The 20,996-nt window shown below is 63.5% G+C and carries 19 protein-coding genes; 8 read left to right on the forward strand and 11 right to left on the reverse strand.

The window, feature by feature from the left end:
• Positions 1 to 38 precede the first annotated feature (38 nt).
• The 4 genes from ISS20_RS09020 to ISS20_RS09035 all read left to right on the forward strand — a co-directional run bounded on the left by ISS20_RS09020 (position 39) and on the right by ISS20_RS09035 (position 5,585).
• Complete coding sequence (locus ISS20_RS09020; RefSeq protein WP_056744943.1) at positions 39 to 1,202, forward strand: PilT/PilU family type 4a pilus ATPase; 1,164 nt, start codon at positions 39 to 41, stop codon at positions 1,200 to 1,202.
• 162 nt (positions 1,203 to 1,364) lie between these two features.
• On the forward strand, positions 1,365 to 2,546 hold the full coding sequence (gene dapE, locus ISS20_RS09025) for a succinyl-diaminopimelate desuccinylase (RefSeq protein WP_291435804.1): 1,182 nt from the start codon (positions 1,365 to 1,367) through the stop codon (positions 2,544 to 2,546).
• Positions 2,543 to 3,430 carry a 50S ribosomal protein L3 N(5)-glutamine methyltransferase gene (prmB, locus tag ISS20_RS09030; protein ID WP_291435805.1) on the forward strand — a complete coding sequence of 296 codons (888 nt, stop codon included), beginning with the start codon at positions 2,543 to 2,545 and terminating at the stop codon, positions 3,428 to 3,430. The genes dapE and prmB overlap by 4 nt, the downstream gene beginning before the upstream one ends.
• A gap of 115 nt (positions 3,431 to 3,545) precedes the next feature.
• Complete coding sequence (locus ISS20_RS09035) at positions 3,546 to 5,585, forward strand: ATP-binding cassette domain-containing protein (protein ID WP_291435807.1); 2,040 nt, start codon at positions 3,546 to 3,548, stop codon at positions 5,583 to 5,585.
• A 488-nt stretch (positions 5,586 to 6,073) separates the two neighbouring features.
• On the opposite strand, the gene phbB is transcribed toward ISS20_RS09035, so the two are convergent.
• The 5 genes from phbB to phaC form a co-directional block, all read right to left on the reverse strand.
• The gene (gene phbB / locus ISS20_RS09040; protein WP_291435809.1) at positions 6,074 to 6,811 is read right to left on the reverse strand and encodes an acetoacetyl-CoA reductase; all 738 of its coding nucleotides are present in this window, start codon (positions 6,809 to 6,811) and stop codon (positions 6,074 to 6,076) included.
• 245 nt (positions 6,812 to 7,056) lie between these two features.
• Positions 7,057 to 7,839, reverse strand: a complete 783-nt coding sequence (locus ISS20_RS09045; protein WP_291435811.1) for an EAL domain-containing protein — start codon at positions 7,837 to 7,839, stop codon at positions 7,057 to 7,059.
• Positions 7,840 to 7,902: 63 nt separating this feature from the next.
• The gene (locus tag ISS20_RS09050) at positions 7,903 to 9,360 is read right to left on the reverse strand and encodes a methyl-accepting chemotaxis protein (RefSeq protein WP_291435813.1); all 1,458 of its coding nucleotides are present in this window, start codon (positions 9,358 to 9,360) and stop codon (positions 7,903 to 7,905) included.
• Positions 9,361 to 9,550: 190 nt separating this feature from the next.
• On the reverse strand, positions 9,551 to 10,729 hold the full coding sequence (locus ISS20_RS09055; RefSeq protein ID WP_056744953.1) for an acetyl-CoA C-acetyltransferase: 1,179 nt from the start codon (positions 10,727 to 10,729) through the stop codon (positions 9,551 to 9,553).
• 70 nt (positions 10,730 to 10,799) lie between these two features.
• Positions 10,800 to 12,500 (reverse strand): class I poly(R)-hydroxyalkanoic acid synthase, encoded by a 1,701-nt coding sequence (phaC, locus tag ISS20_RS09060; protein ID WP_291435816.1) that lies wholly within the window; start codon positions 12,498 to 12,500, stop codon positions 10,800 to 10,802.
• A 123-nt stretch (positions 12,501 to 12,623) separates the two neighbouring features.
• Between phaC and ISS20_RS09065 the strand changes: the two genes are divergently transcribed.
• The gene (locus tag ISS20_RS09065) at positions 12,624 to 12,965 is read left to right on the forward strand and encodes a hypothetical protein (RefSeq protein ID WP_291435818.1); all 342 of its coding nucleotides are present in this window, start codon (positions 12,624 to 12,626) and stop codon (positions 12,963 to 12,965) included.
• Here the strand turns inward: ISS20_RS09065 and ISS20_RS09070 are convergent.
• From ISS20_RS09070 to ISS20_RS09080, 3 genes are all read right to left on the reverse strand, one after another.
• Positions 12,885 to 13,805, reverse strand: a complete 921-nt coding sequence (locus tag ISS20_RS09070) for a laccase domain-containing protein (RefSeq protein WP_291435835.1) — start codon at positions 13,803 to 13,805, stop codon at positions 12,885 to 12,887. The two genes, ISS20_RS09065 and ISS20_RS09070, sit on opposite strands and share 81 nt — an antisense overlap.
• A gap of 5 nt (positions 13,806 to 13,810) precedes the next feature.
• Positions 13,811 to 14,479, reverse strand: a complete 669-nt coding sequence (gene maiA, locus ISS20_RS09075) for a maleylacetoacetate isomerase (RefSeq protein ID WP_291435820.1) — start codon at positions 14,477 to 14,479, stop codon at positions 13,811 to 13,813.
• Positions 14,480 to 14,590: 111 nt separating this feature from the next.
• On the reverse strand, positions 14,591 to 15,046 hold the full coding sequence (locus tag ISS20_RS09080; protein ID WP_043566498.1) for a MarR family transcriptional regulator: 456 nt from the start codon (positions 15,044 to 15,046) through the stop codon (positions 14,591 to 14,593).
• 121 nt (positions 15,047 to 15,167) lie between these two features.
• On the opposite strand from ISS20_RS09080, the gene ISS20_RS09085 reads away from it, so the two are divergent.
• From ISS20_RS09085 to ISS20_RS09095, 3 genes are all read left to right on the forward strand, one after another.
• Complete coding sequence (locus ISS20_RS09085; protein WP_291435825.1) at positions 15,168 to 15,863, forward strand: fumarylacetoacetate hydrolase family protein; 696 nt, start codon at positions 15,168 to 15,170, stop codon at positions 15,861 to 15,863.
• Between the two features lie 117 nt (positions 15,864 to 15,980).
• Positions 15,981 to 16,532, forward strand: coding sequence for an NUDIX hydrolase (locus ISS20_RS09090; RefSeq protein ID WP_015014179.1), 552 nt, complete (start codon positions 15,981 to 15,983; stop codon positions 16,530 to 16,532).
• Positions 16,533 to 16,540: 8 nt separating this feature from the next.
• Positions 16,541 to 16,774, forward strand: coding sequence for a DUF1737 domain-containing protein (locus ISS20_RS09095; protein ID WP_291435828.1), 234 nt, complete (start codon positions 16,541 to 16,543; stop codon positions 16,772 to 16,774).
• A gap of 55 nt (positions 16,775 to 16,829) precedes the next feature.
• Here ISS20_RS09095 and ISS20_RS09100 read toward each other — a convergent pair whose 3' ends face one another.
• The 3 genes from ISS20_RS09100 to ligA form a co-directional block, all read right to left on the reverse strand.
• A complete protein-coding gene (locus ISS20_RS09100; RefSeq protein WP_056062595.1) occupies positions 16,830 to 17,237 on the reverse strand; it encodes a hypothetical protein in 408 nt (135 codons plus the stop codon).
• A 246-nt stretch (positions 17,238 to 17,483) separates the two neighbouring features.
• A complete protein-coding gene (locus tag ISS20_RS09105) occupies positions 17,484 to 19,778 on the reverse strand; it encodes a transglycosylase domain-containing protein (RefSeq protein ID WP_291435832.1) in 2,295 nt (764 codons plus the stop codon).
• Positions 19,779 to 19,893: 115 nt separating this feature from the next.
• On the reverse strand, positions 19,894 to 20,996 hold a 1,103-nt coding region (gene ligA / locus ISS20_RS09110), incomplete at its 5' end, for an NAD-dependent DNA ligase LigA (RefSeq protein WP_291435833.1).

The raw sequence follows: 20,996 nt of genomic DNA on the forward strand, positions 1-20,996 counted from the left end.
GCCTTGCCGACAGAGACTGACAACAAGAGGGAAACACCATGAGCACGATGGAACGAATTCTTCGCCTGATGGCAGAGAAAAAGGCCTCCGACGTCTACCTGTCGGCCAACGCGCCCGCGCTGATCAAGATCAACGGCGAGTGCGTGCCCATCAACAACCAGATCCTGCCGCCCGATGCGCCGCGCAACCTGCTGTCCGAGGTGGTCCCCCCGGACCGCATCGAAGAGCTGGAAGAAACCGGCGAACTCAACATGGGTGTGCCGCTCAGCGGCGTGGGCCGTTTCCGGGTCAGCGCCATGCGCCAGCGTGGCAGCTATGCAGTGGTGATCCGCTTCATCTCGCAGCAGATTCCCGAGTTCGATTCCTTGGGCCTGCCCCCGGTGATGCGCGAACTCATCCTGGAAAAGCGTGGACTGATCCTGATGGTGGGAGCCACCGGTTCCGGCAAGAGCACCTCACTGGCATCGATGATCGATACCCGCAACGAGGCGCTCACGGGGCACATCCTCACCATCGAGGACCCAGTCGAGTACCAGTTCAAGAACAAAAAATCCATCGTCAACCAGCGCGAGATCGGCAGCGACACCCAGTCCCTGCAGACCGCCCTGAAAAACGCGCTGCGCCAGGCCCCCGACGTGATCCTGATCGGTGAAATCCGCGACCGTGAAACCATGTCGGCCGCCATTGCCTATGCTCAGTCGGGCCACCTGTGCCTGGCCACGCTGCACGGCAACAACAGCTACCACGCGCTCAACCGTATCCTGAGCTTCTACCCGGTCGAGGTGCGCCCCACCATGTTGGGAGACTTGGCATCGGCCCTCAAGGCCGTGGTGTCGCAGCGCCTGGTACGCAAGACCGACGGTGGCCGGGTCCCTGCGGTCGAGGTCATGCTCAACACCAAGCTGGTGTCCGACCTCATCGAAAAAGGCGATTTCTCGGGCGTGCGCGAGGCCATGGAAAAATCCATGGCCGAAGGATCGCAGACTTTTGAAGAAGCGCTGGCCCGCCTCATCATGGACGCACAGATCGACCGCAAGGAAGGCATGGCCTATGCCGATTCGCCCACCAACCTGATGTGGCGCCTGCAAAACGACTTTTCCCTGGCCGCCAACGCCGCCAAGGCCCAGAAAGAGGCACGCGATGCACCCGACGATACGCCGTCGTTCACCGAGATCGTGCTGGACGTCAAGCCGGCGGCGTGATGTGACGCCGTTTGAGCGGCCTGCGGAGCTCTCTATCAAGGGGACGACGCGCGCAGGGCCAAGTGCTTCTTGCTTGGCAGCTCTCTCCTGGGCCACGCAGTGCCAATGCCTGTACCCATGATCGCAGTCCGGCTGCCTATCTCCATTCCCTCACCCCATCCCATGTCCCGTACCCTGCACCTGGCTGAACAGCTCATCTCCCTCCCTTCCATCACGCCGGAGGACGCCGGCTGCCTGGATTTGCTGGCCGCACGCCTTGCCCAGCTCGGGTTTGTGTGCGAACGACTGGACAGTGGTCCCACAGACTTCCGTGTCAGCAATTTGTGGGCAAAACGGCCAGTAGCGCCAGTGAATCGTGCCTCATCCGCTATCAAAACAGTAGTATTTGCAGGCCACACCGATGTCGTCCCCACTGGCCCGCTGGCCCAGTGGAGCAGCGACCCGTTCGTGCCCACCCACAAGGACGGCAAGCTCTATGGCCGGGGTGCGAGCGACATGAAAACCTCCATCGCAGCCTTTGTGGTCGCGGTGGAAGAGTTCCTGGCGGCCACGCCCGCACCGCTGATCGAGCTGGCCTTCTTGCTGACCAGCGACGAGGAAGGTCCTTCCGTTGACGGCACCAAGGTCGTGGTCGAACAGCTCAAGGCGCGGGGCGAAAAGCTCGACTACTGCATCGTGGGCGAACCGACCTCCGTCGAAAAAACCGGCGACATGATCAAGAACGGACGGCGTGGCACCTTGAGTGGCAAGCTCAGCGTGCGCGGCATCCAGGGCCACATCGCATACCCACAACTGGCCCGCAACCCCATCCACCAGGCCCTGCCCGCCCTGGCAGAACTGGCTTCCACCGCGTGGGACAACGGCAATGCGTTCTTTCCGCCCACCAGCTGGCAGATCAGCAACATGCATGGCGGTACCGGCGCCACCAACGTGATCCCGGGAGATGTGGTGATCGACTTCAATTTCCGCTTCTCGACCGAATCGACGGCCGAGGGCCTGCAGCAGCGCGTGCACGCCGTGCTCGACCGCCACGGCCTCGAATATGACCTGCGCTGGACGCTGGGCGGCCAGCCCTTCCTCACCACGCCCGGTGAGCTGGTGGGAGCTGTGCAACAGGCCATCACGGCAGAAACCGGCCTGACCACGGAACTGTCCACCACCGGCGGCACCAGCGACGGCCGTTTTATTGCACAGGTGTGTGCGCAGGTAATCGAACTGGGCCCACCCAACGCCACGATCCACAAGATCGACGAGCATGTGGTGGTGGCCGATATCGAGCCGCTCAAGAACATTTACCGCCGCACGCTGGAGAATTTGGACGCAGCGGCAAGGACCAGCATATGAGGACCGTTCTGGAACTGATCGAGTCTGTCGCTGCGCGCCTGGATGCGGCCGGGGTAGCTTTTGGCCATGGCACCACCAACGCCTTCGATGAAGCCGCGTGGCTGGTGCTCTGGGGGCTGGGCCTGCCCCTCGATGAGCTTGACAGTGTCGAAGCCATGCCAGTCTCAGGAGAGCAGCGAGACGCAGTGGAGGCGCTACTGAACGAACGTATCGGAACGCGCAAGCCCGTTGCCTACCTCACCCGAGAGGCCTGGCTCCAGGGTGTGCCCTTCTATGTGGACGAACGCGCCATCGTGCCGCGCAGCTTTATAGCCGAGCTGCTCGTGGACGGCAGTGTGGACGACTTCCTGAGTGACCGCACCCATCGGGTGCTGGACCTTTGCACGGGCAACGGCAGCCTGGCTGTTCTGGCGGCCATGGCCTGGCCTGAAGTCGAAGTGACGGGCGCCGACATCTCGCCCGACGCCCTTGCTGTAGCCCGTATCAATGTGGACAAACATGGGCTGCAGGACCGTATCACCTTGCAGTTGTCCGATGGACTGAGTGCCCTGCCCGGCCCCTGGGACCTGATCCTGTGCAACCCGCCCTACGTCAACGCTGCCAGCATGGCCGCACTGCCCAGCGAGTACCGCGCCGAGCCCGAACTGGCCCTGGCCGGTGGCACGGACGGCATGGACTTCGTGCGCCAGCTGTTTGCCGCCGCGCCCGCATGCATGACAGAAGACGCCGTGATCATCCTGGAGATCGGCAACGAGCGCGCGTACTTCGAAGCGGCGTTCCCCCAACTGCCTGTTTTCTGGCTGGATACCAGTGCAGGAGAAGACCAGGTTTTGCTGGTCACCCGGCAGGCGCTGGCTGCCCAAACCCGGCTCACGGCACAATAGAGCCCTTTACGCCACCTTTGGCAGCTGCAGCGGCTGTGCCGTTGGCAGTTGCGCTGGCCCCCAGAGTTTTGCATGCCACCCGCCTCGTGCGGGTGCGCTTTTTTCTGATTCCCGGATGATCACCCTCAAGAACGTTACCCTGCGCCGAGGCACGAAAGTCGTGCTCGACAGCGTGTCCACCACCATCAACCCCGGCGAAAGCGTCGGGCTCGTGGGCCGCAATGGCGCGGGCAAGTCCAGCCTGTTTGCGCTGCTCAGCGGCAAGCTCCATGAAGATGGCGGGGATTTTCACATCCCGTCGAGTTGGCGGATGGCCGAGGTCGCGCAGAACATGCCCGAGACCGACCAGTCGGCCACCGATTTTGTCCTCGAAGGCGACACGCGTCTGGCCGAAGTGCAACGCCAGTTGGCCGAAGCCGAGGCCAGCGACGATGGGATGGCCATTGCCCATGCCTATTCGGACCTGCATGACGCCGGCGCGCACGATGCCATGGCGCGTGCCCAGGCGCTGATCCTGGGCCTGGGTTTTCGCGTGAGCGAACTCGACCAGCCCGTCAACAGCTTTTCCGGCGGCTGGCGCATGCGGCTACAACTGGCGCGCGCACTGATGTGCCCCAGCGATCTGCTGCTGCTGGATGAGCCAACCAACCACTTGGACCTGGACGCTCTGGTCTGGCTTGAAGCTTGGCTCAAGCGCTACGCGGGCACCATGATCGTGATCAGCCATGACCGCGAGTTCCTGGACGCCATCACCAACGTCACCCTGCAAATTCAGCAAGGCGAGTTGAACCGCTACGGCGGCAACTACAGCAAGTTCGAAGAGTTGCGCGCCCAGCAGTTGGAGCTGCAACAGGCCAGCTTTGCCAAGCAGCAAGAGAAGATGGCCCACCTGCAGAAGTTCATCGACCGCTTCAAGGCCAAAGCCAGCAAGGCCAAACAGGCGCAAAGCCGGGTCAAGCAACTCGAACGCATGGAGAAGATTGGGCCTGTGCTGGCTGAAGCGGACTTCACCTTCGAGTTCAAGGAGCCGGCCAACCTGCCCAACCCGATGTTGGCCATCAGCGACGCCTCGTTCGGCTATGTGGACGACGAGGGTACGCCCACCACCATCCTCACGGGCGTTAACCGGTCGGTGCTGGCCGGGCAGCGCATAGGCATCCTGGGCGCAAACGGCCAGGGCAAGTCCACGCTGGTCAAGACCATTGCTCGCACCATGAAAGCGCTCACCGGCAGTATCACCGAGGGCAAGGGCCTGAACATTGGCTACTTTGCCCAGCAGGAACTCGACGTGCTGCGCCCCAGCGAAAACCCGCTGGAGCACATGATCCGCCTGGCCAAAGAGCTGGGGCCTGATGCCAAGCAACCCAGCCGGGAGCAGGATCTGCGCAGCTACCTGGGCAGCTTCAACTTTACCGGGGACATGGTCAAGCAGGCCGTGGGCACCATGAGCGGCGGTGAAAAGGCGCGCCTGGTGCTGGCCATGATCGTATGGCAGCGCCCCAACCTGCTGCTGCTGGACGAGCCTACCAACCACCTGGACCTGGCCACCCGCGAGGCCCTTGCCATGGCCCTCAACGATTTCGATGGCACTGTCATGCTGGTCAGCCACGACCGCGCCTTGTTGCGTTCGGTCTGCGAGGACTTCTGGATGGTGGGCCGGGGTGTGGTCGGCCCCTTCGACGGCGACCTGGACGACTATCAGCGTTACCTGCTCGAGGAATCCAAGCGCCTGCGCGAAGAAGCGCGGCTTGCCGAGCAGGCGCAGGCCTTACAAACTCCTGCAGCAGCGCCCGCCGCAACACCGGCACCCGTGGTAGCGCTGGCCTCCGTTGCTGCGTCAGCACCGGCTCCCGCTCCGTCCCCTTCGCGTGATGGTCGCGAGCAGCGCAAGCTTGACGCTCAAACGCGCCAGCAGCTGGCCGAAAAGACCCGGCCACTCAAAAAAGAGCTGGAACAGATCGATAAACGCTTGACGGCCCTGAGCGCAGAACGCACCCAATTGGAGCAAAAACTGACGGAAGCCTTGCCTCCTGCAGAGATCGCCGAGTGCGGCCGGCGATTGAAAGCCGGAAATGATGAAACGGAAAAACTGGAAGAGCGTTGGCTGGAAATTTCTTCCGAACTCGAAGAAATATCAGCGGCCTCGGTGGGCTAGAGATGTAAAGTCCTGTAAATTCTTTCCAGAATTTTCCGGACTTTCCATTGATCCATCTCGCTTCTATGCTATCAAATGTGTAGCTATTTTTAGTGTAAATCTACAGGCTATTGCGGTTGCATTTTTTTGCGAAAGGTTGTCAACGGACTGTGGACCGCCCGCGTTGTTGGTACATCACAGGAGTTTTCCACCATGAATACCACCGCAATTTTGTCCGCCTGGCCCGAAGACGAACGCGACCGCAAGCGCGCTCCAGCCCGCTTCTGAAGGCGTTGCTGCCTGGCCGATGTTGTGCAGACTGATAGAGTCTTACCCTGCATACCAAGCACAAACCATACCGATGAATGCGAAATACGGGTAGTGCAGCCTGATGTTTCCCAGGCGGACCGTAGCAAGGTCAGACTGCTCCCCCTGCAATCCTTGCAAGTCCCAACAAAAAACCCCGCAAATGCGGGGTTTTTTGTTGGTCCAAAAGGACGGAACAGCCTTTAACCCATGTGCAGGCCGCCATTGACCGAAAAGTCTGCGCCGGTGGCGTATCCGCCCTCTTCCGAGGCCAGCCAAGCGATGATCGATGCAATCTCGCTGGGCTCGCCCAGGCGTTTGACAGGCACCGTAGCGACAATCTTTTCCAGAACATCCGGGCGGATTGCCTTGACCATGTCAGTGCCAATGTAGCCTGGGCTCACCGTGTTGACGGTGACGCCCTTGGTGGCCAGTTCCTGCGCCAGGGCCATGGAGAAGCCATGCATGCCCGCCTTGGCAGCGGAATAGTTGGTTTGCCCCGCCTGGCCTTTTTCGCCGTTGACAGAGCTGATGTTGATGATGCGGCCCCAGCCCTTTTCCACCATGTCAGACACCACCTGCTTGGTGACATTGAACATGCTGTTGAGGTTGGTTTCGATCACGGCGTCCCAATCCTCGCGTGACATCTTGAGGAACATGCGGTCCCGCGTGATACCTGCGTTGTTCACCAGCACATCGATGGTGCCGTGTTCTGCCTTGGTCTTGCCAAAAGCCTCCACGGTGGAGTCCCAATCACCCACATTGCCCACTGATGCATAAAACGTGTACCCCAGGGCCTTCTGCTCTGCCAGCCACTTGGCGTGATCCCGTGTCGGGCCGCAGCCAGCGATGACCTTGAAACCGTCCTTGTGCAGGCGCTGGCAAATGGCGGTACCGATGCCTCCCATGCCACCGGTGACATACGCGACTTTCTGGCTCATGTGATTTCTCCTTGTTGATGATTGGATCAGGACCCACTCTACCGAAGAAATCGGGCACCGCCGTGAAGGAAAACACTGAAGCCCTTTCCTTTTTGACATATCCACATGCGTCATACAGTTGACGCAAGACCAGCTTAGCGGAGGGGCACCGATGTTGTGCCAGTAGACGCACCAAATTCAGGCGGTGGCTAGGCGGCTGCAGACTGCCCCGCAGGGACTGGCCCTGGACTAGGAGCCCCAGTGGGCTAAGCGTGCCGTGGCGCCAGCGGCAGGGATTCCCATCCCGGCTTGGCGAACAGATAGCCTTGCTGGTAGCGAACGCCCACCGATTTCAAATAGGCGGATTCAGCCGAGGTTTCGATACCCTCCGCCACAATGTCGATGGACAAACGCTGGCACACCAACACAATGCCGCATACGATCGCCTGCCGCACAGGGTCGCGGTCAATGCTGCGAATCAGCTCCATGTCAATCTTGAGCACATGGGGCTGGAATTGCACCAGCATGTTCAGCCCCGCGTAGCCCGCACCAAAGTCGTCGATGGCCGTGATGAGGCCTTGGCGTCGGTACTCGTTGAAGATGGACTTCAGGTGCGCACCATTGCTGACCTGCTCGCCCTCCGTCACCTCGAACATGATCCGGTTGTGCGGAAAATCGAACTCTTCAGCCGCCTCCATGGTGGCGCGGATACAGGTCTCGGGCCGGTACACCGCATTGGGCAGGAAGTTGATGCTCAGTCGGCAGTCCGGCAGGCTTGCCAGCCCCAGACGAGACGCCAACTCGATCGCCTTGACGCGGCACGCCTGGTCGAACCGGTAGCGGTTGGTGTCATTCACCCACGACAGTACCGTACCAGCCGATTCGCCATCCACACCGCGCACCAGCGCTTCGTAGGCGAACGGACGATCCAACTCCAGGTCCATGATGGGCTGGAACGCCATCGTGAAGTCGAACGGAAGCTGCGTCTTGTCACGACAGGATTGGCAGCCCACGGGTTCAAAGGGTTGGGCAAAAATGGTCACTGTCATGGGAGAACATGGTAACGCATCATTACAAAGCCGCTGCCTCGTAGTGCCACGCAGACCATGGCCCTAGCGCGGCGTTTGCGCCTGAAGCACAAAAACCGCGACCGCCTCAGCCAACCGGTCGGCCTGGCTTTTGAGGGTCGCGGCAGCGGCAGCCGATTCTTCCACCAGCGCGGCATTTTGCTGCGTCATCTGGTCGAGCAGGCCCACCGACTGGTTGACCTGCGCTATGCCCGAAGACTGGTCTCTGGCTGCGGTATGAATCTCACCCATCATGGCACTCACACGCTGTACCGATCCCACCACATCGGCCATAGTGCGACCCGCCTCGTCAGCCAGTTGCCCGCCCTGTGACGCCTTTTGCACCGATGCGCTGATCAGGCCCGAGATCTCGCGCGCCGCCTGCGCCGAGCGCTGCGCCAGCCCGCGCACTTCGGTCGCCACCACTGCGAATCCCCGCCCCTGCTCCCCGGCACGGGCTGCCTCCACAGCAGCATTGAGGGCAAGGATGTTGGTCTGAAACGCGATGGAGTCAATCACGCCCGTGATGTCTGCAATGCGGGCCGATCCCTCGTTGATATCGCGCATGGTGCGGACCACCTGGCCCACCACGTCACCACCGCGCCGGGCTACCCCTGCAGCCGACACCGCCAGCGTATTGGCCTCGGCGGACGCAGCGGCTGTCTGCCCCACGGTGCCTGTCAACTGCTCCATGCTGGCAGACGTGGCTTGCAAACTACTGGCTGCATGTTCGGTCCGAACAGACAGGTCTTGCGCTCCGCTTGCTATTTCTTCGCACGCCACCGCCATGCCGGCTGCGGCCTGCTGCACGGTAGCTACGGTCTGATGCATGCGGTCCAAGGCTTCCTTGAGTGCCCGTCCGCCTGGCGTGTGCACTGACAAGCTCGACATGTCCAGCATGATGCGGTCGCCATGCGCCAGCGACGCAGTCAACCGCCGCAGCTCGGCGGATTCTTGGGCCGTTCGGCCCATCTTCACGGCCAGGATAACCTCCAGCACCGTCTGGATCACCACATACAGCGCGTGCAACATCACCTGACCCAGGTCAGGGGCAGTGATGCAATACAGGCCGACCCCTGCCGCTTGGAGACGATCAAACAACACATGGTGCACTGCAAACAACGCAGCCGCCCAGACAATCGGCCGCCAGTCCAGATACACCAACAAGAGCGCCAGCGTCACGAAGACACCGAAATGGAACTCCAGCATGCCCCGGGCCAGTTGGATATGCAGCGCTACCAGACTGACCTGCACAAACGACAACACCAGACGCGATACCAGAGTGCCCGGAGCCAAAGCATAGGCCAGCGCAGCAACCGAGCCCAGCACCAACACTGCGGTCAACGCCAGTACTGAATCGACAAATTGCAAGCCCAGCGCGATGGCTGCGAGCGAACTCAGCCCGATCGCAGCCAGGATGACGCGGTCGCCGAGCAAGGCTCCAGAGGCCAACCCATCAGCACCCTGTGAGAAATCCGCCGGGTGCTCAGAAAAAATAGACATTGAGATCGAAAATTTACCGTGATGTATAAATTATAAACTACTCGGTAATTTTTCGACCAAAAATTCACAATTCGAAAGCAGACAAAAAAAGGCCGCATGGACATGCGGCCTCTTCGTTGTCGCCAGCAGCTTGGTCGATCAAAAACTCGGCAAGGACGTCACACCCTAAGCCCCGGACGATGGCATGGCTTCAGCGCTCCAAAGCCAGCGACACCCCCATGCCGCCGCCAATACACAATGCGGCCAGGCCCTTCTTGGCATCACGGCGCTGCATTTCGTGCAGCAGTGTGACCAGGATGCGGCAGCCGGACGCGCCGATGGGGTGGCCAATGGCGATGGCTCCGCCGTTCACGTTGACTTTGGCGGGGTCAATGGCCAGCTCCTTGTTCACAGCGCAGGCCTGGGCGGCGAAGGCTTCGTTCAGCTCGAACAGGTCCACATCGGCGGCGTTCCAGCCTGCGCGCTGCAAGGCCTTGCGCGAGGCAGGCACGGGGCCCATGCCCATGGTGGCAGGGTCCAGGCCGCTGGTACCAAAAGCGGCGATGCGCGCCAGGGGCTTGAGGCCAAGGGCGGCAGCCTTCTTGGCGCTCATCACCACCACAGCGGCGGCGCCATCGTTCAGGCCCGATGCGTTGCCGGCGGTCACGCTGCCCGCCTTGTCAAAGGCGGGGCGCAGGCCGGCCAGGGCTTCAGCGTTGGTCTTGCGGTTGAGGTACTCGTCGGTGTTGAACAGGATGGGGTCCCCCTTCTTCTGCGCCAGGCTCACGCCGACGATTTCATCAGCGAACTTGCCAGCATCTTGTGCAGCAGCTGCCTTCTGCTGGCTGGCCAGGGCCAGTGCGTCCTGCATGTCGCGGGTGATACCGTATTGCTTGGCCACGTTTTCAGCAGTGATGCCCATGTGGTACTGGTTGTAAACGTCCCACAGGCCGTCCACGATCATGGTGTCGATCAGCTTCCAGTCGCCCATGCGCTGGCCGTCACGCGAGTTGGGCAGCACGTGCGGCGCCAGGCTCATGCTCTCCTGGCCACCGGCCACGACGATCTCGCTGTCGCCCCAGGCCACGGCCTGGGCGGCAAGCATCACTGCCTTCAGGCCGGAGCCGCACACCGCATTGATGGTGAGTGCAGGGGTTTCCTTGGCCACACCCGCCTTCATGGAAGCCTGACGCGCGGGGTTCTGGCCCACGCCAGCTGCCAGCACCTGGCCCATGATGACTTCGCCGATCTGGTCGGACGAGAGACCTGCGCGCGCGATGGCTTCGCGGATCACGATGGCTCCGAGTTCGGTCGCGGGTGTCTTGGCCAGCGAGCCACCAAACTTGCCCACAGCAGTGCGAGCGGCCGAAACGATGACGATGTCTTCCATGGAATGTCCTTGTAGTGGTGAGTGGTGGTTCAGTGATTCTCGCAGCGCCAAAAGTCAGGACTTTTGCGTATCAGGCTTTCTGCTTGACGTATCTACCGGGCGCGGGTTCGATGGCCTTGAATTTGGTGCCTTTGCCGTAGCTTCTGGGCGCGGCAATCTGTTTGCCCGCATGGCCCTTGAGCCAGCCCGACCAGTCGGTCCACCAGCTGCCGGGGTGCTCAGTGGCGCCTTCCAGCCATTGGTCCAGCGTGGCGGGGAACTTGCCGTCGGCGCGGATCCAGTGGCTGCGCTTGCCCTTGGCGGGCGGGTTGATCACCCCCGCGATGTGGCCTGACGCACCCATCACAAAACGCTTCTTGCCCGGCAGCACCTGGGTGGATGCATAGGCGGCCGTGGCCGGAACGATGTGGTCTTCGCGCGAGCCGTAGATGTAGACAGGCAGGTCGAGGCTGCCCAGGTCCAGCTTCTCGCCGCACACGGTAAGCTTGCCCGGCTTGACCAGGTTGTTTTCCAGGTAAAAATTGCGCAGGTACCAGGCGTAGAACGGGCCGGGCAGGTTGGTGCTGTCGCTGTTCCAGTACAGCAGGTCAAACGGCGGCGGCGTTTCGCCCTTGAGGTAGTTGCCCACCACGTAGTTCCAGACCAGGTCGTTGGGCCGCAAAAAGCTGAAGGTGGACGCCAGGTCCTGCCCCTTCATGAGCCCACCCTTGCCCATCTGCATCTCGCGGAACTTCACGAAGGCTTCGTCGATGAAGACATCGAGGATGCCCGTGTCAGTGAAGTCGATCAGCGTGGTCAAGAAGGTGGCACTGGCCACGGGCTCGTCGCCGCGCGCTGCCAGCACGGCCAGCGCATTGGACAAGATGGTGCCGCCCACACAAAAGCCCAGCGCATTGATCTGCTCGGAGCCAGTGATGTTTTGCACCACATCGATAGCGGCCATGGCGCCGTCTTCCACGTAGTCGTCCCAGGTCTTGTGGGCCAGGCTGTCATCAGGGTTGCGCCAGCTCACCACAAAGGTGCGGTGGCCTTGTTCAACGGCGTAGCGGATCAGCGAGTTCTCGGGCTGTAGGTCGAGGATATAGAACTTGTTGATGCAGGGCGGCACCAGCAGAAATGGGCGCTCGTACACTTTGGCCGTGAGGGGCTTGTATTCGAGCAGCTGGAACAACTCGTTCTCGTACACCACCGCACCTTCAGTGGTGGCCACATTGCGGCCTACCTCGAACAGGCTTTCGTCGGTCATCGACACATGGCCCTGGGTGATGTCGTGCAACAGATTTTGCATGCCCTTGGCAATACTCTCGCCCTTGGTCTCGATGGCTTTTTTCTGCGCTTCGGCGTTGAAGGCGAGGAAATTGCTGGGTGCCATGGCAGCCATCCACTGCTCCACGCCAAATCGGATGCGGGCCTTGGTCTTTTCGTCGGCCTCCACCGCTTCGGCCAGCCCCATCAGGGTGCGGGCGTTGAGCAGGTAGGCGGCGGCAGAAAACGCCGCCACCGGGTTGCTGGCCCAGCCCTCGCCGGCAAAGCGCTTGTCCTTGACCTGGGAGGTGCCCTGCAGGCCCTGCGCCCAGAGGTCCTGGGCTTCTTTGAGGTACTGCTGCTGCAGTGCCTGCAGCTTGGTTTGCGACAGTTTCAGGGGTGCAGCTGCGGGTACCTGCGTCCCCAGGTCCAGTTTCTGAAACGATTGCAACGCCTGCGACCAGCTTTGCCCGAAAATCTGCTGGAACTGCTGGGCACTCTCGGCCCAGGGTGATTCAGAAGTCATGCTCATTCCTCGATGGTTGGTCGCTCACAGCGGCTGGGGCCTGGTTTTTGTCTCGCGGGTTCATTGTTGCCCACCCCCATGGTGCATGGCAACGAATTCAACGCTTTCAGTGCACACAAACCAATGTACCTCATCGTCATCGCCTGGACCTACGTCACGCTCATGATGGCGGTGGCCGAGGCCACCAGTCCCCAGGGCACCGTGCTGGGTGCCATCATCACTTTTGCCTTGTACGGCCTGCTGCCCATGGGCATCCTGGTCTACATCCTGGGCACGCCCTCGCGCAAGCGCAAGATCAAGGCCCGGGAGGCGGCGGAACAGGCCGCATACGACGCGGAGCACGCTGCGGCCCACGCGAGCGCTGCTCCAGTTGCGTCAGCGCCGTCAGCCGCGCCAGATGCAGGCGGCCAGACGCCCGCTGCCGCCGAGAGGGGCGCTGTCGCGGCGGTGCGAAAAGAACCTTGAGGCCTGCGTGACGGTGCACCACGGCGCGGTGCCGTCGTTGCCATAGATGTGGGTGATGCCCATGGCACGCAGCCGCAGCCGGGCCAGCCCCGCCAGATCGCACAGGTACTTGCCGGGCGCATCGGCCCGGGCCACAAAGCAGGAGGCAGCTGCTCCGATCAATGCGTCCTGCGTGGCGTCCTGGGCATCGCAAAACGCAGCACGCACATCGGCCCCCACCTCAAAAGCCGTTGGGCCGATGCAGGGCCCCAGCCAGGCCAGCGTGTCGGCGGCCACGTGAGGAACCTCAACTGCGGGCACCGCCATTGCTCCGCTTTTGATAGCTACTTGCACATAGCCCACTAGCGCTTGGTGGCAAAACCCCTTAAAAACAGCCTCCAACACACCCAGCCCTGCATGTCCCGCCAGCCCCCGCCATCCAGCGTGGGCAGCCGCCACGACCTGGCCGGAACGGTGGGCCAGCAACACCGGCAGGCAGTCGGCCACCATGATGGTGCAGACGGCACCTGGCGCGCTGGCCATACAAGCATCGGCCTCGGTGCCGTCAGGGGTCTGCCCGTCGAGCAGCACCACGCCATCGCCGTGCACCTGGTTCAAAAACACGGCGCGGGCGCCCGGCGTCGTGGCCTGCAGGACAGCCTGCAAGGTCTGCCGGTTGGCGGCAACCGCCACCGGATCGTCGCCCACATGGGTGCCCAGGTTCAGCCGGTCATAGGGTGCGCGGCTGACACCCCCCGCCCGCGTGGTGAACAGCGCATGCACACCGGGCGGCGCGGGCCAGTCGGGCACCAGCCAGTCAGCGATGCTGCCCGCAGGCGCGGCCGACGCGGACGCCAGCAGGTTGGTCACGCTTCGTTGTCCGGACAGGCCGAGGGCTGTGCCTGCTGGAACGCGGGCAGCCCCATGCAGACGTCAAACACCCCCATGGTGAGCGGCAGGCCGTCCAGGCTGACATTGAAGCGCTGGGCGTTGAAGATCTGCGGCACCAGGCAGCAGTCGGCCAGCGTGGGCGTATCACCCCAGCACAGCACCGAGGGCGCCATGCCCTGCGCTGCGCGCTCTTGTGCCAGCAACTCCAGTTGCCGCTCGAAAGACTCCAGCCCGTTGCGCACCCAGTGGTGGTACCAGGCGTTCTTGGCGTCCTCCTCCACCTTCAGGTCGCGCACCAGGTACTTGAGCACGCGCAGGTTATTGAGCGGATGGATCTCGCACGCCACCATCTGTGCCAGCGCCCGCACCCGCGCGCGGGCCAGCGGCGTGGCGGGGAGCAGGGCGGGCGTGGGGTGGGTTTCGTCCAGGTATTCGATGATGGCCATGGACTGCGACAGCGCTGTACCCCCGTCGGTCACCAGCGTGGGCACCAGTGCGTCACCGATACGGCGCTGGTATTCGGGGTCCTTGTGTTCGCCCTTGACGAGGTGCACGGGCAGGTAGTCATAGTCCAGACCCTTGAGCTGCAGCGCAATGCGCACGCGGAACGAAGCGGAGGAGCGGAAGTAGTTGTACAGCTGCATGGAAGAACGGAGCCTCTGGTGGGTCAGTGAGGGATACGGAACCGGCGCACCGTGGAGCCAGCATGCCGCAGATGACAGGCCTCTGCGGCCTGAGAGCGCGGGGCGTGCAGGTCAGGCGCCCGAAGTGCCTGCCGGGTCCTGGTGGTTGTAAACGACTTTGGAGAGCAGCACCATCAGGTCGGCACTTTCCTGGGCGGTGAGCGGTGCGGTCAGGCGTTCCTGCACTCGCTGGGCGGCGTCGCGCATCTGCAGGGCGGCCACTTCGCCTTCGGGGGTGATCCACAGCAGCTTGCGGCGGCGGTCACGGGTGTCGGGCTCGCGGCGGATCCAGCCGCGCTTTTCCAGGCGCCCGATCACCGAGCCGGAAGTGGCTGCATCGAACGCCACGCGGGCCGCCAGGGTGACCTGGTCTTCGCCCGGCTGGGCCAGCAGCTCGTGCAGGATGGCGAACTGCACCGGCGTCACGTCGAATCCGGCCGTCTCTTCCATGAAAAGTGCCACGGTCCGCTGGTGGGCGCGGCGCACCAGGTGGCCCGGCGTATTGTGGAAATCGAAGCTCTTTGCCATGGGCGCGAGTGTAGCGCCCCCCAGCAGAGGGTCTGCGCCCATGGCACACTGCCACACTGCGGCGCACACGGTACTGCGCCCGGTTTTTTGACAGCATTCCCAGAACCATTGAAAGGCAGACATGAGCTACGTGTTTCCTCCAACCCCCGTGGTCAGCGTGCCCGTGGTGGGCAGCGGCGAACGGTTTCCGGTGCACCGCATCTACTGCGTGGGCCGCAACTACGAAGAACACGCCAAGGAGATGGGTTTCACCGGCCGCGAGCCACCGTTCTTCTTCCTCAAGCCTGCGGATGCCATCGTGGTCGTCAACGCGGGCGAAACCGGGCAACTGCCCTACCCCAGCCTGACCGCCAACCTGCACCACGAGATCGAGCTGGTGGTGGCCATCGGCAAGGGCGGCAAGAACATTCAGGCCGCCGACGCGTTTGCGCACATCTGCGGCTACGCCGTGGGCCTGGACATGACCCGCCGCGATCTGCAGAACGACATGAAGAAACAGGGCCGCCCCTGGTGCATCGGCAAGGGCTTCGACGCCAGCGCGCCCATCGGTCCCATCACGCCGGCAGCCCAGGCAGGTGATGTGGCCAATGCGCCCATCTGGCTGCAGGTCAACGGAGCGGACCGCCAGCGCAGCACCGTGACCCAGTTGATCTGGAACATTGCCGAGACCATCGAGCACCTGTCGGCCGCGTGGGAGCTGCAGCCCGGCGACCTGATCTACACCGGCACCCCCGAAGGCGTGGGCGCCGTGGTGCGTGGCGATACGCTCGAAGGCGGCGTGGGCGGCCTCACGCCCTTGCGCCTGACGGTAGTCTGAAGACCACCGGGCAGCCCTGCTGCCCGGCCAGGCGAACGCCGAAAACGCTTCGATTTTCATAGCTGGTAGCGCATGTTTCACTAGCGCTATCAGCCATTCTGACCCTCAAACCCCTGCATGACCTACCGCAGCCCCATCAAACATTGCCGCGCCTGTGGCACCGCCGTGGTGTACCGCCTGCCGGACGACGGCGACACCAAACAGCGTGCGGTCTGCCCCGCCTGCAACACGGTGCACTACGAGAACCCGCTCAATGTGGTGGGCACGGTGCCCGCGCTGCCCGATGGCCGCATCCTGCTGTGCAAGCGCAACATCGAACCCCGCTGGGGCAAATGGACGCTGCCCGCAGGCTTCATGGAGCTGGACGAAACCACGGCACAGGGTGCGGCGCGCGAGACCGACGAGGAAGCCGGTGCGCAGATCGAGATCGGCCCCCTGTTCAGCCTGCTGAACGTGCGCCGCGTGGGCCAGGTGCACCTGTTCTACCGCGCCACGCTGCTCAGCGACCAGTTCAACCCGGGCTACGAAACCATCGAGGCGCGGCTGTTTGCCGAAGACGAGGTGCCCTGGGACGAGCTGGCCTTCCGCACCGTGAAAGAAACGCTGGAGTGCTACTTTGCCGACCGCAAGGCGGGCACCATGGGCATGCACTTCATCGACATTGAGTAGGCCCTGCCATGACAGTTGCAACCTCCGCAGCATCACCAGTGTCCACCCCACAGGCCAGTGTGCCCCCCGATGGCCTGCCCGCCTACCGCCTGCTCACCGGCCCCGACGACGCCAGCTTCTGCCGCCGCGTGAGCGACGCGCTGGCGCTGGGCTATCGGCTGTATGGTTCTCCTGCGGCCACCTTCAATGGGCAGACCGTGATCGTGGCGCAGGCCATCGTGTGGCCCAGTACGGTGGACTGACTGCGCGGCCAACCCGTCAGGCCGTGGTCTTATCACACCTGCCGCGCGCAGGGCATCAAGGCTTGGCAGGAATCACGATGACGGTATTGCCGTCGCCCGAGCTACCGGCACTGCCGGTGTTTCCGGTGTTGCCCTTGCTGCCGGTGTTGCCCGTATTTCCCTTTGCGCCCGTGGCCCCCGTGTCACCCTGGTAGCCGGTGGCCCCCTGCATGCCGGTGGCCCCGGTGCTGCCCTGTCCTCCGGTGGCCCCTGTCGAGCCCATACTGCCTGTGGCACCGGTGTAGCCCGTATTGCCCTGGTTGCCCGTGGCTCCCGTCGCGCCGGTGTAGCCGGTATCGCCAGTCTTGCCGGTGTAACCCGTGTTGCCGGTATTGCCTTGCGCGCCCGGAGGGCCCATGGGGCCGGTGCAGGCGCCCAACGTCAGGGTGGCCAGTACCAGCAAGGTGGTGGTGATTGTTTTCATGGTGAGTCCTTTGGCGTTGCATGCAGTCCAACGACTGCATGCGCCACTGTGCGGGGCACCTCTGGCAGGGTCTGTTCGCTTGCGCGCTTAGTGCGGGCGACAAACGCTGGACGCAGACTTTGGCGACAACGTCCTACACCTCGCAAAGCCCCCAACCCAGGCAGTCTTGCTGGAAGGCCCCAAGGCAACATCCACCCCATCGCGCCGAAGGCGCTGGCGTTACAGAAGCCCAGAAGACGCAACGGCCTATTCGCCCCCCACCCGGTCTTCCGCAGGCACAGGCGGCGAGACAGAACCCGGTGGGTCGCTGGTGACGGGTGGCAAGCCTCCCGCACCGGCAGGCCGAGGCGGCATGCCAGGCACCGGGGGTTGCTGGGGGTCGGTACGGAACAGCCCCCGGATCCAGTCGCGCATGGTGCTGAGCGAGCTGTCGGGCGGTGGCGGCGGGCTGGTGTCAAACTCGTCCACAAACCGGTCGTTGCCGTCGATCACCTTGTTGCGGATGGCCTGCTGCATGAACTCGCCCACCATGGGCAACGCACTGCGCGCGCCCTGCCCCCAGTAGTCGCTGCGCAGCGTGATACGCCCGTCGTTGAAGCCGGCCCATGCGCCCGCCACCACCCGGGTGTGCATCAGGATGAACCAGCCATCGGTGTTGTCTTGCGTGGTGCCGGTCTTGCCCGCCACGTCGGCCTGGATGCCATACCGCGTGCGGATGGCCGTGGCCGTGCCCCGGTCCACGGCACCGCGCATGGTGTTGCGCAGGGTCTGGGCAGCCCGGGGCTGGAAGACCTCTTCGGGAACAGACTTGGCAAAGGTCTCCAGCACCTTGCCGTGGCGGTCTTCGATGCTGGTGATGAGCACGGGCTCCACATAGCGACCCAGGTTCACGATGCTGCTGTAGGCCGAGATCATCTCCTTGAGCGTGACAGGGCTGGTGCCCAGCGCGAGGGACGGAACCTCCTCCAGCTTGGACTGCCGCACGCCCAGGGCGCGTGCCACTTCGGCCACGCGGGCCGGGCCCACTTGCTGCATCACCTGCGCGGTGATGGTGTTCTTGGACAGCGCGAGGCCATCGGCCAGCGTCATGGGCTGGTCGCTGGGCGGGCCACCGTCGGTGGGGCGCCAGACGCGGCCACCGCCCAGCGGGATTTCGACGGCGGTATCCATCAACGTGTCTTCGGGCGTGGCGCCGTTGGCAAACGCAGCGCCATACACAAACGGCTTGAAGGTAGAGCCCGGCTGGCGGCGCGCTGCCTGCACGTGGTCAAACGGGTCTTGCGCAAAGTCGCGGCTGCCCACCCAGGCCAGCACATGGCCGGTGACCGGGTCTTGCGCCAGAAAGCCCGCCTGCACACGCGTCTTTTCGGCGCGCAGCTTGGCCATGAAGGAGGCGTCATCCATCAGCGCCTTCAGGGCGTCGTCAGGGGTGTCGCCTTTGTCCACGGCCGCGCGGTATTCGGCGCTCTCGCGCACCAGGGTCTGCACCAGCTCGTTCTTGGGGCCCCAGCCGTTGCGCTGCGACCAGGCGGTGTCTGCCACGCCTTGCAATTGCCGGCCCTGCCGTGCCACCGCCTGATTGGCATAGGCCTGCAGGCGCGAATCAATGGTGGTGCGAATCACCAGACCGTCCGAATACAGGCTGTAGCCCTTGCTGTCGGCCCAGTCGATGAGCTGCTTGCGCAGCTGGATCGCAAAGTGCGGCGCCGGGCCCATCACCTCCGTCTGGCGTTCGAAGTTGATGCGCAGCGGGCGTTTTTGCAGGGTCTCGAACTGCTTGGCATCGAGCTTGCCCCGCTTGACCATCTGCGACAGCACCGTGTTGCGGCGGGCCTGCGCGCGCTCGGGGTTGAGCACCGGGTTGTAGTAGGCCGTGCCCTTGAGCATGCCAATCAGCGTGGCGCTTTCCAGCACATTGAGCTTGTCGGCCGACTTGTCGAAATAGGTGCGCGCGGCCATCTCGATGCCATAGGCGTTGTACAGAAACGGCACGGTGTTGAGGTAGGTCTCGAGGATTTCGTCCTTGGAATACGACGCCTCGATCTTGAGCGCGGTGATCGCCTCCTTGAGCTTGCGCGTGAGCGTGCGCGAGCGCCCGATTTCCTCCGGGAACAGGTTGCGCGCCAGCTGCTGGGTGATGGTGGAGCCGCCCTGCGGGTCACCACGCAGCGTCAGCACCACCGACGACGCCGTGCGCCGCCAGTCCAGCCCGAAGTGCTTGTAAAAGCGGTGGTCCTCGGTCGCAATCAGCGCGTCCACCACGTTTGGCGAAATCTGGTTCAGCTCCACCCATTCGCGGTTGGCCCAGCGGTATTCGGCCAGCAGCTTGCCGTCAGCCGACATGAGCTGCGCGGGCAGCTCGCTCTTGGCCTTGCGGATGTCGCTGATGCCGGGGGTAAAAGGCACCAGCGCCAGAGTGAACACCAGCAGCGCAGCGGGCACCACCAACACCGTCCACAGCAGCAGGCGCCGCACGGGCCGGGGAACCCAGGCCAACAGGCCCGCCATGCGGGCCCGGAAAGAAAGCAGCCACTTGTGCATCAATGAATCGCCGGGAGATAAGAGGTCGCTTCAGACCCGCTCCGCCAGGGGCAGGTCATGAAGGAGTCGGAAAGAGAACACAAAAGGAGAATCGGGCATGGTGCACCGTGCCCCGTCAGACACCCTGACCTGACAACAGTTCCAGCATGCCGGCTTCGTCCAGCACGGGCACGCCCAGTTCCTGGGCCTTGGCGAGCTTGCTGCCGGCTTCTTCACCCGCCACCACGTAGCTGGTCTTTTTGCTGACGGAGCCCGCCACCTTGGCGCCAGCGGCCTCCAGCATATCTTTGGCCGCGTCTCGGCTCAGGGTCGGCAGGGTGCCGGTGAGCACCACGGTCTTGCCCGCCAGGATCTGCGGGGCACGCTCGGCCACCGGGCCTTCGGGCCAGGTCACGCCGCAGGCGCGCAGTTGCTCGACCACCTCGCGGTTGTGCGGCTGCTGGAAGAAGGTGTGCAGGCTCTGTGCCACCACGGGGCCCACATCATTCACCTCCAGCAACTGTTCCACGCTGGCGCCCATGATGGCGTCCAGCGTGCCAAAGTGGCGCGCCAGGTCTTTGGCCGTGGCCTCGCCCACATGGCGCAGCCCCAGGCCAAACAGAAAACGCGGCAAGGTGGTCTGCTTGGACTTTTCCAGCGCGGCCAGCACGTTCTGGGCCGATTTTTCGGCCATGCGCTCCAGCGCGATGAGCGATGTGAGGCCCAGCCGGTACAGGTCGGGCAGCGTGCGGATCACGTTGGCATCCACCAGCTGGTCCACCAGCTTATCGCCCAGGCCCTCGATGTCCATGGCGCGGCGCGCGGCAAAGTGCAGGATGGCCTCCTTGCGCTGCGCGGCACAGAACAGGCCGCCTGTGCAGCGGTGGTTGGCCTCGCCCTTCTCGCGCACCACGGCGCTGCCACACACGGGGCAGGCCTTGGGCATCTGAAAATTGGGTACATAGCCCGTGCGGTTGCCCGGCATCACGCCCACCACTTCGGGGATCACATCGCCCGCACGGCGCACGATGACGGTGTCGCCCACCCGCACACCCTTCTTGCGGATCTCGAACAGGTTGTGCAGCGTGGCGTTGGTGACGGTGACCCCGCCCACAAACACCGGCGCCAAGCGTGCCACGGGCGTGATCTTGCCGGTGCGGCCCACCTGCACGTCGATACCCTCGATCTTGGTGACCATCTCCTGCGCGGGGTACTTGTGCGCCACGGCCCAGCGCGGCT

This window comes from Acidovorax sp. (genome assembly GCF_016783915.1).
Lineage (GTDB): Bacteria > Pseudomonadota > Gammaproteobacteria > Burkholderiales > Burkholderiaceae_C > Acidovorax.